Annotated in this window: 9 protein-coding genes and 1 tRNA gene; all 10 read right to left on the reverse strand. The window is 41.6% G+C overall.

What is annotated here, in order from left to right; translation table 11 throughout:
* Window positions 1-7: 7 nt before the first annotated feature.
* Window positions 8-1,459 carry a bifunctional 2-methylcitrate dehydratase/aconitate hydratase gene (locus BWD42_RS08355; protein ID WP_077434935.1) on the reverse strand — a complete coding sequence of 484 codons (1,452 nt, stop codon included), beginning with the start codon at window positions 1,457-1,459 and terminating at the stop codon, window positions 8-10.
* Between the two features lie 153 nt (window positions 1,460-1,612).
* Window positions 1,613-2,764, reverse strand: a complete 1,152-nt coding sequence (gene prpC, locus BWD42_RS08360; RefSeq protein WP_077434937.1) for a 2-methylcitrate synthase — start codon at window positions 2,762-2,764, stop codon at window positions 1,613-1,615.
* A gap of 70 nt (window positions 2,765-2,834) precedes the next feature.
* Window positions 2,835-3,788: a methylisocitrate lyase gene (gene prpB / locus BWD42_RS08365; protein WP_254846196.1), complete on the reverse strand. Its 954-nt coding sequence runs from the start codon at window positions 3,786-3,788 to the stop codon at window positions 2,835-2,837.
* 349 nt (window positions 3,789-4,137) lie between these two features.
* Entirely contained in the window at window positions 4,138-5,649 is a 1,512-nt protein-coding gene (locus BWD42_RS08370) for a SusD/RagB family nutrient-binding outer membrane lipoprotein (RefSeq protein WP_139351064.1), read from the reverse strand.
* Between the two features lie 42 nt (window positions 5,650-5,691).
* Complete coding sequence (locus BWD42_RS08375; RefSeq protein WP_077434939.1) at window positions 5,692-8,922, reverse strand: SusC/RagA family TonB-linked outer membrane protein; 3,231 nt, start codon at window positions 8,920-8,922, stop codon at window positions 5,692-5,694.
* Window positions 8,923-9,252: 330 nt separating this feature from the next.
* Complete coding sequence (gene prfH / locus BWD42_RS08380; RefSeq protein ID WP_077434941.1) at window positions 9,253-9,873, reverse strand: peptide chain release factor H; 621 nt, start codon at window positions 9,871-9,873, stop codon at window positions 9,253-9,255.
* A 6-nt stretch (window positions 9,874-9,879) separates the two neighbouring features.
* The gene (locus tag BWD42_RS08385) at window positions 9,880-11,271 is read right to left on the reverse strand and encodes an RtcB family protein (protein WP_077434943.1); all 1,392 of its coding nucleotides are present in this window, start codon (window positions 11,269-11,271) and stop codon (window positions 9,880-9,882) included.
* A 480-nt stretch (window positions 11,272-11,751) separates the two neighbouring features.
* Window positions 11,752-13,065 carry a PDZ domain-containing protein gene (locus BWD42_RS08390; protein WP_077434945.1) on the reverse strand — a complete coding sequence of 438 codons (1,314 nt, stop codon included), beginning with the start codon at window positions 13,063-13,065 and terminating at the stop codon, window positions 11,752-11,754.
* A gap of 468 nt (window positions 13,066-13,533) precedes the next feature.
* Window positions 13,534-13,613, reverse strand: a tRNA-Leu gene (locus tag BWD42_RS08395).
* A 114-nt stretch (window positions 13,614-13,727) separates the two neighbouring features.
* Window positions 13,728-14,462: an SIMPL domain-containing protein gene (locus BWD42_RS08400; RefSeq protein WP_077434947.1), complete on the reverse strand. Its 735-nt coding sequence runs from the start codon at window positions 14,460-14,462 to the stop codon at window positions 13,728-13,730.
* Window positions 14,463-14,551 lie beyond the last annotated feature (89 nt).

Genomic DNA, 14,551 nt, shown 5'->3' on the forward strand with positions numbered 1-14,551 from the left:
TTTTTATTTAGCGGGCAAGGAGATCCATTAGTTCGGATACATCCAGGTCAATGAAGGTATCGTAATCCAAAGTCACCTCAAGCAATTGTTTTTGCTGTTTTTCAGAAAATACACGGGCAAGATTCGTTTTATACTTTTCGATCAATTTAGGAATCCCCTCCTGCCGGCGTCTCGGATGTCCAATCGGATATTCCACCACCAGCTCCGGCAATACTGTTCCATCCTTTAATACCACCGTCAGGGCATTTGAGATCGCCCGTTTTTGTGGATCATGATAATCAATTGTAAACTGAGGATCTTCAACACAGAAAATTTTGTCCCGCAGTGCATCAATACGTGGGTCCAGTGCAATATGGTTTTCATAATCCTCCGCTGTCAGACGTCCAAAGATTAAGGGTACAGCAACCATATATTGGATACAGTGATCCCGATCGGCCGGATTATGCAACGGCCCCTTCTTGTCGATGATTCGGATTGCGGCCTCATGTGTACGAATGGTAACACGTTCAATATCATCACTGCTTTTCCCAAAATCCTTTAACTGCTGGTGCAATTGCATTGCCGCTTCGGCAGCGGTCTGTGCGTGAAATTCAGCAGGGAAAGAAATCTTGAATAGGATATTCTCCATCACATAAGAGCCATAATCGCGCTGAAATTTAAATGGGTTGCCTTTAAATGAAACGTCATAGAAACCCCATACCGGTGCTGTTAACACCGATGGATACCCCATTTCACCCGTTTTTGCAATTAAAGCAAGGCGTACCGCACGCGAAGTTGCATCTCCAGCGGCCCAGGATTTACGACTACCTGTATTAGGCGCATGACGATACGTACGCAAAGCCTGTCCGTCGACAAAAGCCAATGAAACCGCATTGAGCAATTCGTCCCGACTGAGGCCCAAAAGCTTACCAACAACGGCTGTCGAAGCAACCTTTACCAAAATTACGTGATCCAATCCCACTTTATTAAAGGAATTTTCAAGTGCTAATACGCCTTGAACCTCATGTGCCATAATCATCGCTTCAAGCACCTGTTTTGCCTTTAGGGATTTCTCCCCTTTCGCAATCTGTGTTCTGCTCAGCCAGTCTGCAGTAGCCAGAATACCTCCAAGATTGTCCGATGGATGTCCCCACTCCGCAGCCAGCCAGGTATCGTTAAAATCCAACCAGCGAATGACTGTACCAATATTGAATGCCGCTTGTATCGGATCCAGTTGATAATTCGTTCCGGGTACTTTTGCACCATTGGGAACAATCGTACCGGGCACAACAGGCCCCAGTAATTTGGTACAGGCCGGATAGGTCAGCGCTTCCAAACCACAGCCGATGGTATCCAGAAAACAGTAAAAAGCTGTATTCCATGCAACTTTACTTTCGATTTTGTAATTTAACACGTAATCCACAATAGCCACCAGAACCTGATCTGGCTGTGGTCTTTCATTTGATATCGTTGAACTCATTATTTTATTTCTTATAAGGCTGTTGTTCTTTTCAATTTATTTTTTCTGGACGCACCTGCATCAATGATCAAAAAAACACAGCGCTGTTTCTTCAATGCGAGATGCAAACGACTTCTTTCCGTTTTATTTTTTTATGCTATACACTTTATCACACTATCTCGCGGAGATGGGCACGAAAGGCCTATCTTCGGGTCCGATATAATTTGCACTCGGCCGAATGATTTTTCCATCCTGGCGTTGTTCGAATACATGAGCAGACCAGCCCGTGATACGTGAAAGCACAAACAGTGGCGTAAACATTTCCGTTGGAATTCCCATCAGGTGATAAGAAACCGCGGAATACCAATCTAAATTTGGAAACATCCGTTTCTCTTCCCACATTACCTTTTCCAAGCGTTCGGCAATCAGGTAAAGTGTCATATCCCCCGCTTCTTCGGATAGCTCTTTAGCGACCTGTTTGATGACCTGATTCCTGGGATCCGATATCGTATAGACAGGATGTCCGAAGCCTATGATAACTTCTTTATTTTCCAGCCTTTTACGAATATCGGCTTCGGCTTCATCGGCATTGGCATAGCGGCTCTGGATTTCAAAAGCAACCTCATTGGCACCACCATGTTTGGGACCACGCAGCGCTCCGATTGCACCGGCAATACAAGAGTACATATCAGATCCCGTCCCCGCAATTACCCGGGCCGTAAAAGTAGATGCATTAAACTCGTGCTCAGCATATAAGTTAAGTGAAATCTGCATCGCCCGTACCCAGGAGTCGGATGGCACCTTGCCGTGTAACAGGTGTAGAAAATGCCCGCCCAGGGTAGAGTCGTCGGTCTCGACCTGAATTTCGCGCCCGTTTTGGCTAAAATGATACCAATAGAGTAAGGCTGAGGCCATAGAAGCCATCAGACGATTGGCGATGTCCCTGGCTCCTGCCAGTCCATGATTTTCCTTTTCTGGATTCACACTTCCAAAAAAGGAGACGTAAGTACGTAGGACATCCATTGCATGGGCAGTAGAAGGAAGCTGTTTCAGCACCTGTTGTACCGTGATGGGCAAGCCGCGCTGGCTGAGCAACTGGCTTTGATAAGTGCTGAGTTGCGCCTGGGTAGGCAGGCTTCCATAGATCAGTAGATAGGCAACTTCCTCAAAGGAGGCCTGATGTGCCAGATCTAAAATATCATAGCCCCTATAATGGAGATCATTACCACTTTTTCCAACAGTACTCAAGGCTGTATTTCCGGCAGGAACACCAGAAAGTGCTACGCTTTTTTTGGGTTTAAAACCAGTGTCGTTTGTCTCTTTCATCGGAATATATTATGTATGAAGAGCGTATCCTCGATAGTAAAAATACACTCGGTCACGCGGTTTGAAATTCTTATGATTTAGTATTGAACAATTTATCCAGGCGATCTTCGTACGCATAATAATCTATGCTCCGATATAGCTCATCACGTGTTTGCATGCGATCGATTACTGCAGCCTGACCGCCGTCCTTCCGGATATGTTGGTACACATCGGTTGCGGCCTTATTGGCTGCACGAAATGCAGATAAAGGGTAAAGCACAATGGACACATCCGCGTGGCGAAGTTCATCAAGATTAAACAAGGGTGTTTGCCCAAACTCTGTAATATTAGCAAGTATCGGCAGTCCAGTAGCTCTACTGAATTGCATATATTGATCCAGATTGTGTACGGCTTCTGCAAAAATAAAGTCAGCTCCTGCTTCTTTATAGGCTACAGCACGTTCCAAAGCACGTTCCAATCCCTCTGAAGCCAGCGCATCCGTGCGCGCGCCAATAACGAAATGCGGATCTGTCCGGGCATCCACCGCCGCTTTGAGGCGATCGACCATCTCATCTTTCGAAACCAGTTCCTTCCCCGGCCGGTGACCACAACGTTTGGCCCCAACCTGATCTTCCATATGTACGGCCGCAGCTCCCGCTTTGATCAGGCTCTTGATCGTACGCGCAACATTAAAGGCGGAAGGTCCAAAACCGGTGTCAATATCGACCATTAAAGGGAGCTTGCATACATTGGTTATGCGCTCCACGTCGATTAATACATCCTGAAGCGTTGTGATACCCAAATCAGGTATACCGAGTGAGCCGGCGGCAACACCGCCTCCGGAGAGATATATGGCTTTAAAACCAGCTTGTTCAGCCAAAAGTGCATGATTTGCATTGATGGTTCCGACTACCTGTAGGGGTTTTTCATGCTTGATTGCCTCCCGAAAAAGGAAGCCTGGAGAATCTATCATATCATCGAAATTTGAAATTCCACCGTCCATAATCTGTCGGCAAAAACCCTCCAACGATAGTATGAACAGCATTTAAGTTTATTTTAGTTTGAACAATTGCATATTGGATCGTTCATCCTAAAGATACTAATTATCATGGTATTTCAACAAATTATTTTCTACATTTCAAGCGTTTAGCAGAAGAAAATATGGAAAGAGGATTTTCCTCTCGATATTGAATAAAATCTTTTAATTGTTATTTTAGTACGCAAAGCTGACTGATACCTATTCAAATATAGGGTGATCGCCCAAAAATTCTTTTCAATGGATGGCTTGATATGTTTAATTGTAAAAACGAGCAAAGCCCTAATCAGGAATGATCAGAGCTTTGCTGTTCTATTAAAATTAAATTAGGTTGATTTTTATATTAACTATAGGCCTATTAATTTTTTCCATTATTTTTTGCCCACCACAATCTTTTACCCCAGTTGTAATCGACAGTGCCTGCTTCGGCGGCTTTAACATTCTCAGTATTATATAAATACTCATTATTTGGATACGGTAATCGCCATGGTTGGTCAGTATGAGGGGTTTCAAAATTCTGAATTTTCGAAGGATAATTTGTGCTAGGAATACCCGTTCTTCTATACAAACTCCAAGCTTCGTAATTTTCTTTAAATAAGGCTACCCACATATCCCAATAAATGCGATTTTTGGTTCCATCAAATTTACCTGATCCTGCGAGGTATGTGGCAATAGCCGCCCCGGCTATATTATTATCTTCCATCGATAGGGTAACTGCTTTTTCATAGGCCTCTTTCGCCGATATTCCAACATTATACCCCGATAAAGCAGCTTCTGCCAGCATATAATAGGTTTCACAAGCCCTATAAAAAGGAACTGCTCCAGCAGGATCGTTAATATAGTGTTCACCAATCCAAGAAATCGAACTCAGTGGAGACGGATTCGTCAAAGAACCATTTACAAACCCCACATACTTACCTTCATTATTTTTCCGTGCAACTGATGCAATTCTTGGATCTTTTGTGTTATTTAAATGATCAATAAAAATATCAAACATCCCCCAGTTATTGAGACGATTGCCATTGATACCGGATTCGTACCAAGGTTCCATATAAGGTAAGGTTCCAGGGAAAGCTACTTCACAATTTTCCGCATTTGTTTCAATTAATGGATATTTAGCGCTATTTCCAGCAATTTCCTCAATAGTAGATTTCGCTAAAGCGGGGGCTACGGAAGAGATACGCGTCGCCATCCGCAAACGAAGTGAATTACAAAACTTTTGCCATTTCAACATCTGAGCCTTTAAAGCATCAGGCCCTGTTTCTTTTGTTCCGTATATAATATCATACTCTCCAATTTCATCGGTACCAATACCAGCAGCAAGTTCATCTGCCAATGTTTTAAGATCTGCCAATACCGCCGGAAAAATATCCTCCTGTTTGTCATATTTTGCTTTCAAAATAGAACCGTCTTCAGGACGCCCTTTAAAAGCCTCTGAATATGGGATATCGCCCCAACCATCCAAAAGGTAGGACCACATATAATTATTCCATATACGGGCTACAATTCGAGTATTTTTAAAACCAGCGGCTTTATCATCCGTTTTCTTCAGCAAATCATTCATCTGTGTGATATTATAATAACATGCTGCCCAACGATTGCCATAGGAGTTATTGGTTGGTATCAATCCTGATAGATTGTCCGGATATTGAATTTTGACAATATATCCCGCGAAGGTGCCATAACCGTCTATGTCACCTCCAAATTGATCGGCAGCATTTCGCAGCACATTTACCAACATATTCCGAGGTGGAACATCTGTCAAAGCATCTGGATCGGTATTAATTTTTTCAAAATTTTTGGTACATCCTGAAACCAAAAGCATTGCTAAAAGGGGCGTATATTTTAGTTTTTTTATAAAAGTGTTCATAACCATAAATTGTTTTAGTACGTTTTAAATTCTGTAAAAGGATTAAAATGTAAAACCAAGCTTAAGACCTATACTTCTTGAATTCGGGACAGAGGCTTGTTCAAAACCTACACCACGTGAATCACTTGAGACCCCGCCACCTTCTGGGTCCAAACGCATGGTATTGGTTTTATGTACCCAAAGCAGCGCCAAATTGGTTCCGGTAAGAGAAACATGTGCACGTTTAATTCCCTTGATTCTACTGTAAAGATGTTTTGGCAAATTATAAGTAATATAGGCCTCTCTCAATTTCAGAAACGAACCATCAAAAACATACATTTCCGCAATACCACCATTTTCATACCAATCCTGCGCGCTTGTCTCGATGGTATTTTCAACCCAATTATCGCCAACTTTCATCGCGAATCGTTCATTTTTCATTACATCTTTACCCGCAATGATCGCCCGCTCGCGTATACCATCTTTAGCTGTGATTTCAGCAATACCGGTTGTATAACCATGAGACATAGTTTGCGACCAGATGTCCCCACCTTTTCTGAAATCAAGCATAAATCCAAATCTAAAATCCTTAATGGTAAAATCATTGCGCATCGATGCTAGGAAATCAGGCACTACATTACCAATAGCCTGAGCGTCCAGCGGCTTTGATACCAATCCATTAGACCCTACTTTTATTGCTCCTTTCATTGGACCATCTTCCACACGATCATAACCCGGTCCGACCAATGTGCCCCATGGTCGCCCAACCGATGCCATATTGGATATACCCCATGTCCAGCCTAATCTAAGATCGTTCAAACCCAATTCAGGATACAGTTCGACGACTTTATTTTTATCCTTGGAGAAATTGACGGTTGTGGTCCAATTTAATCCCTCTTCCCGTTTGAGGATATCACCTCTTAACTGAATTTCAATTCCCTTACTTCTGATTTCGCCAGCATTTAAGAAGATGTTACTAAAGCCAACAACATTTGATGTGGGGACAGAAAGTAATTGTTTTTTATTGATTTTTTGATAGTAAGTAAGATCCAGGTGCAATCGGTCCTTAAACATACCAAGCTCAGTTCCGATTTCGTAGGATGTAATCGCCTCGGGCTCCAAGCCCTCAATAGCATAGGTCATACTTTTGTACATCTGAGCCAGATTATTAAAAGCATCTGTCTGTGCATAATAGTAATTCCCATTTTGATACGGACGGGTCGCATTCCCCACTTTCACCAAGTTAAATCGTAACTTCCAAAAATTGAGGTAATCGCTTTTTAACCCTTCAAAACTAGACGTTGGTATCCAGCTCAAACTTGCTGCAGGATAAAAAAATGATTTTTTTAAGGTTGAGGACCAATCGTTACGTGCGGTCAAATCTAAGTACAATTGATCTTTCCAACCTAAATTGGCCTGCCCGTACAAAGAATTGGACCGGCCTTTGGCATGATCCATAAAGGTATAAGCATCACCAATTTTGTTGGTGATTGTATAAACACCCAATACATTAAGTGCTTTTGCTCCGAGGGTATTTGTTTCAAACTGATAATCCCGGTAATTTGCACCTAAAATTCCCGTTAAACTAAGATCTCCAAATTGTTTGTTGAAGTTTGCGATAAAATCTGCATTGAAATCCGAATTACTATTTTTTGTTTCATTGAACTTACCATCCCTATTATCAAAATTGAAGTATGTCGATTCAAAAATATGTGTATTGTAATAATCCAGTCCAACCCTACCTTCAAATTTTAGGAAATCAAAGGGCTGATAAAACAAGGATGTCTTTCCAAAAATACGGTTCATTTTAAGCGCATTCTGGGATTCGTGCATTGTATAAAACGGATTCATATGATAGGATGAATTCCAATTGTAATAGGTGTAATTTCCCTGTGCATCGCGCTGATCCCAATTTTTTTTCAGGTCCTGCATGTCTACTTGTCGGCCAAACCAGATCAAGCCATTCATTGGATTTGCACTGTCATAGCCCTGCATTACCAAATTATTACTTTCAGTACGTGTAAAGTTAGTCATGATGTCGTATGAAACTTTATCGCTGATTTTGTAATCGTTATTTAGTTGTGCAGTATATTTTTTCTGGTCTGTATTGGGAACTGTTCCTCGCTGATCTCTAAAAGAAATGGAAGCACGAGTCGAAGAACGATCTGTTTTCGACAGCAACGAAATATTATGATTTTGAGAAAAACCCGTTTGGAAGAATTCTTTCACATTATTTTTATTGGAATTCCAAGGCGTAGCTTGTCGTACCCCATTCACAACAGGACTATTGAATTGTGGGATTAATAATCCCATATCCATCCGAGGCCCCCAAGACTCATCAATTCCGTCGTTAACTCCGTCATTTCCGGTTCCATCCAAATAGCTGAACGAATTTTTCAAAACGTAATCTTGATACGATAATCCGTCGCCGTTAGTTTTAAAACTGTATTCATCTCCCCGAGATCCTTGACCATATAAATTTTGGTATTTGGGTAAATTGGCAGCCCGATCAATAGAAAAATTTCCGTCATAGGAAATTTGCACACCATTTTCACCACGCTTTCCAGATTTTGTAGTGATCATAATAACACCGGCACCGGCACGCATACCATAGATTGCTGCCGCGCCTCCTTTTAAGACGTTGATACTCTCTATATCATCCGGATTAATATCATTCAATCCAGATCCGTAATCCACACCGGTGTATGTATTATCACCCGTGCGTTGCGCGTCATTTGTAATTGGAATACCATCTACAACGACCAACGGTTGTTGATCCTTTTGTAATGAGGTATTTCCACGGATAGAAATCCGCGCTGAAGACCCAATAGCACCTCCAAATTGATTTACTTGAACACCGGCCACTTTGCCCGCCAATGCACCGGTAAGACTATGTTGTCCGGCGTCGGTCAATTCCTTTGCGCTTACGTTCTGGGTGGCATATCCCAGGGATTTTTTTTCCCGTGTAATTCCAAGGGCAGTTACCACGACCTCATCCAAATTTTCCGTAAGGGATTGCAGCGTGACGTTGATGACGGTTTGATTATTAATCTGTACTTGCTTTGACTGATAGCCTATCGCACTGACATTTAAGATAGTTCCATTGGTGTGGATCAACGAAAAACTGCCATCAGCACCTGTCTGTGTGCCTGGGCCGCCCTTAATAGATACGGAAACGCCCGGAATGGCTTTCCCATCCTGATCCACTACCTTTCCTTTGAGTGCTGTTTGAGCGTAGAGCGCAGAACATACTAGTATATTGGATGCCAGTATCGCAATACTTCTTTTGTTCATAAGTTAGTTTCTAAGAGTTAGTTTTAAAATGTTTTTACTGAGCCAATTTATATAAATATTAAAGCACAACACAAGAGTATATTAACCAGTATTGCCCACATCTTAACATCAAATGTTAAATTATAGCTACTAGACTTGGCTAATTGAAAAATAGGCTATCCAACAGGCATCAAATCCCCCCTTTATCGTACTCTTATAACTCTTATAATAGAATGAAATCACTACGTCAGGTAAAAAATTAAGCCCTGATCACAGCTGACCAGGGCTTAAACAAGCGTTTCCAGATATAAAAGATCAGCTAGCCACAATGGCTAGCCTATTCTCAATTGATCACTGTTCCTTAAATTTGGATCCAAGGAAAATACGCTTCGAATTACCTCTTTTAATTGCAATCTGGTCTTTCCATCGCTGATTTTCCGCTGTAGCCTTTTGCAATCGTTCGAGCGCTATCAACTGTTCTTCCAAACGCGAAACAGCAATTTCTCTATTTTGCAATTGAGAACGAGTATCCATTACCTGCACCATCAATCCTGTAGGAAGATGGGTTGCGCGAACAGCCGAGCTCACTTTATTTACATGCTGTCCACCAGCACCGCTGCTCCGCATTGCTTTGAATTGCACATCTTTTAGACTCATTTTTGCGGCGCCTTTTACCGGATGCCAATCCTTCACCTCTACAAACCAATTTTTACGTCGATGATTTGGTCGAAAAGGGCTTTGACAAATCCAGCAGATTGTACCTATCCAACGGTCCCTGAATAGCTCGACTTCTGCGCCCGTCAATTTTAGGACAAATGAGCATGGAAGTCCGTCTATTTTCTCCTCCCTCATCGTCTCGATCGATATAGCATATTGATCCGACTCTTTCAATAGCCTTTCGAACACCAGTTGAACAGTTAAATTACACTCCTTAGGACCCCGTCCCGAAGTAATTAAAATATACTTTTCCATCCCGTCTTATTTATCCATACGAACAATCTTCGGACTGAATGTCCCAAATACATTAACCAGCTCATTTTGCAAGCCCATCACACGATGGATATCTTTGTAGGCATGTGGTGCTTCATCCAGCGCCCCGCCAATTAGCTCCACACCATGCTGCTCCAGTTCCTTGAGCATGGCACTTTTAGTGAGGCTACTTTTACAGGCTGCACGGGACATTATACGTCCAGCGCCATGTGAAGCCGATTGTACACTCAATGGATTTCCGCGCCCCTCAACAATAAAACCCGGTGCCGTCATAGAGCCCGGAATAATTCCCAATACCCCTTGTCCTGCAGGTGTTGCCCCTTTACGGTGCACGATACATTCCTTGCCATCGACCATTTCCCGCCAGGCAAAATTATGATGGTTCTCAATGGTCAACACAGGGCGTTCACCCAATGCCTTTGCCAAACGTCTATGGATATCCGCATGGCAAGCCTGCGCATAATCACCAGCTAGATTCATTGCCAGCCAATACTCCTGTCCTGCCTCAGTGTCTAGATCCAGCCATGCCAAATGTTGTACCTGGCGTGGCAAAGGGCATTGCTTTGCAGCTAAAGCTGTGTACTGTTTAGCAATATTAGCGCCCAAACCACGGGACCCACTGTGTGACAAAACCGCTAGATAAGCTCCGGGACTAATGCCCCACTCCGCGCGAACGCGATGCAACTCAACCACACCGAATTCGACAAAGTGATTTCCACCGCCCGAAGTCCCAAATTGTTTATAAGCTTTGTCTAACAGTGATTTCAACAAAGGGATAGCTTTAAACTCTGGACGGCTAAAAATAGCATGATCCTGTTTCTCCTGATGTGTATCGTACATGCCAAATTTGGTATTTTCCTTCAGTATATTCCGCAGCTGGAATTCCCGTCCTTTGAAATAACTTGCCGGTAGATCGAAGATCGATAAACTCATCCGGCAGCCTATATCCATACCTACCCCATAAGGTATTACAGCATTATCCGTTGCCAGTACGCCGCCAATAGGTAAACCATAGCCCATGTGTGCGTCTGGCATCAATGCCCCCTTGCAGGCGATGGGCAGCTTCAAAGCCTCATACAGCTGCCTTTTGGCCTGCTCATCAATTTCATTTTCACCAAAGATGGTAAAAGGAGCCATTTGCTTATTTAGCTGTTGCTTGCGCACTTCAGCCGGTTGAATAAGGCCTTCAGCAAGCTTGGCCCAAACTGCATCTTCTCTGAATTTTTCAGGTGCTTCCAGCACCTTCTTCGCTTCCAAAAGGATATTTACTTTCTTTTCTCCTCTTCGGTGGCGTGTGATTAGCCCTAAGGCTACATTTATAATATTATGCTGAGGAAAACCAATTTTAACAAGGTCTTTCCCCGATAATTTACTTCCCATATTCTTAAAAATAATGTAACATATTGCCTTATCCGTTTTAGGAATAGGCGATCTAAAAACATTCGGGAATCTCTTTTCTAAAATAGCTGTTTACCAACGGCGACGGTTAGGCGTTTGCAGATTGAACAAGTCTCTCAATTTAACAAGTCTCTCGAATGAACAAAACACTTCCAGTCCTACCGAATTGATCTACCTAAAGGCAGTGACAATATCATGGATCGCCAAAACATGACGTGCATAAGCTGGCAAAACAGAAAATAAAAGGCAATAAAAAACCCGAATGATCTTCGGGCTTTTTTCATTTCGTAAAGAATACGTTATAGGTGAAGAAAAGCACGAAGAATGCTTTCAGCAAATCCATTTGCTGCAAAAGCGCTTTTTGTTTTAATCCTGGAGACCAACATAGTTCTTCGTCTTTAAATTGTTTGCAAATTAATATCGAGGGCAAAGATAAGCAAGATCAACTTACTTTTCAAAATTTTATTTTGTATTAAAAGGCAATGGATCTTTCAACAAGAATGTATATTCAAGCACTTTTCCTGCTCTTTCAATCTTAAATTTCATTTCTTTACCTTCCTCTGATTTGAAAAGGGTATGAATCGTTTCGAGGGAATAGGAAGAAGCCGATCGCCCATTGATTTTCAACAGCTTATCATCAGGTTGTAATCCAGCAATTGCCGCTGGTGAAGCTGTCCGGACAGTTGCGATTTTATACATGTTTTTAAGGACAAATCGATACTGCACCCTGTTATCCATCCGGATCTCGGTTCCACCATCTTTCTTTAAGTAAACAGGAACCTCCTCTTTCTCATATTTTATACCGTCATGGATAATTTCAAGGCCACTCATGTTTAGGTAATAAAATTTATCAAAGTTTCTATTTTTAAGAAGATAAACCGCATTATTGGGATAGTCGAAAATTACTTTAAATCTACGCAGGAGTTCGTTTCCAACAGAACCGATGCGCTCATTGACAAATGTTGCATGTTGCGTCGAGCTCAATTCAGGATAGGCCACTAACGGATAATTCATTTTAAATGGTCCCAATTCCAGGGATTTGATGCGGTTTCTTTTTCCATAGATCTCGCCATTGAATCCCTGTCCAATATAATCATCGATAAAAGGTGGTTTGATCGTAAAATTATTTAATTTGGAAGGGATTAACATCAAGGCATCACTATTGCCCATATCGATCAGTACACGCCCTTCAATGTCTGCAGAATCCTGATTAAAAGCAACAGGAATATAAGGCCTACTGTTCAAAATATCAAGCGGGATACGATGCATTTTAGCGAGCCCCTTGGGATCCTCGCCCTTCTGATATACAGTGATTCTATGTTTCAAAAAATCCATTTCAACAACATGATCACTAAAAAAACGACTACCCATAATGCCGTTTACTTCAACGCCTATTCGGGTAGAAATATCAATATGAGCATTCTTAAGGATATAGATAGGCTGGTCATTATCTTCATAAACATCGGCTACGCTAACACTGTTGTTCACGGACAAATAACCGTCCAAGCCTTCGTCCTTACCCAGGCCTTGAAATTTATTCACGAAAACGGCACTATCAATAGATTTCAGCGTCTCTCCAAATATCATGGTCTCTTTGACTCCTGTGTCCAACAGGAAATTCATGGCAAAACCATTGACCTTCACGGGGATGATTACCAAGTTATGCACAAACAGAAATGGGAACTTAGCTTTCTTTTTTTCTTTCAGAACAAAACGGTCTTGTCCCCATGCAAAAAAGCAACAGAATAAAGCGAAAGATAAAAATACTGCTTTCATCCAAGTTTATATTTGGTATTTCCAATTTAAACAAGAATTTTCATAATAAAAAAGGTTTATGCAAAAAAAAACCGTATACATCTTTCTCTCCATTTAACTCCCCTCTATTCGGACCTGCTTCCCTGCTTACTTTGGGCAACATACCACTTGCCTTGCTATTTTCTATGCCTCTTTATTGGTATTTTATTGCTATTATACCAAAGAAACAGCAATAAAACACCAAAGAATAAGCAAGGAAATACCAAAGGAATACCAAGGTAGTCTCAAAGAAAGGGCCTACAAAAGGCAAAGAAACGGCAATAAACAAGCAAAGAATAAGCAGAGAAAGGAGGCTCTATTTGGCTTTAAAGTTTGTGATTGTTATTCCACCGTAAACATACACACCATCTAGCGAACCAAACCCAATGCAATAGGCAAAAATACCCTCATAAAAAAAATCCCTCTCTACTTGCGTAAAGAGGGATTTTGTACCCGGAGCCGGAGTCGAACCGGCACGGTTTCCCACTGGTGTTTGAGACCAGCGCGTCTACCAATTCCGCCATCCGGGCATATCCGTTTGGGATGATGCAAAAGTAGGCTTTTTATTGAAAAAGAGAAAACTTTTCGAATAAATTTCTACTCAAAATCAATAGCACACTGAAAGACAGCCGAATAATTTTCCATTAATTACTCAAAAAGCTCGCTTTGACTGTTATATTCGCTGTTTTCTTACGTGAAGTTGTATTAAATGCTCCCCCCGACGAGTATTCTTCATTATCGTTTTGCCCCGTTATCTGAAAAATACCCAAATCAGCTTTTACCAAATCACCTAATCCAGCATTCGATTCCTTGGCAATATTATCTGCACGTTGGTGTGCATTTTTAGAAGCCTGGGAAATCAATTCTAATTTAAGGTCTTCCAGTTTTGAGTAATAATAATTTGGCGTACTTGAGCTCAATTCTATTCCCTTCGAAATCAACGTTGATATTTCTCTGGAAGCATTGTCCACTTTGTTGAGATCCTTGGATTCCACACTTACTGTTTGGGACAGGGTGTAGCCTGAAAATGTATTATAACCGTTTCCTTTTCCATCAGTATGGTATTCAAAGTCTTTGGCAATATTCACGGCCTCGAAACGAATTTCAGCGACTTTAACGCCCTGCTGAACTAAAAAGTCCCGTACCAGATCACGGTCTGTTGCCAATTGTGCCGAAGCTGCGCTTAATTCAAAGTTCTTCCTACTAAATGTTGCGTTCCATTTGACTAAATCAGATTCAAAATCTTTCTTTGCATTGCCATTGACGGTAATTGTCTGCGTAGATTTAAATTTATATCGATATGCACTGCCCAAGATCCATGCAGTAAGCAACACCACGACGCCCACGATAACAGAAACGATAATAGATGATGATTTCATAATCAGTTTTTTATATTTACGTAACAATGAATATACCAAAAAATCAACGTTTTTTTATTTTTTATGGATAAATTGCAGCAAAAAGAATT

The organism is Sphingobacterium sp. CZ-UAM, assembly GCF_002000245.1.
GTDB lineage: Bacteria > Bacteroidota > Bacteroidia > Sphingobacteriales > Sphingobacteriaceae > Sphingobacterium.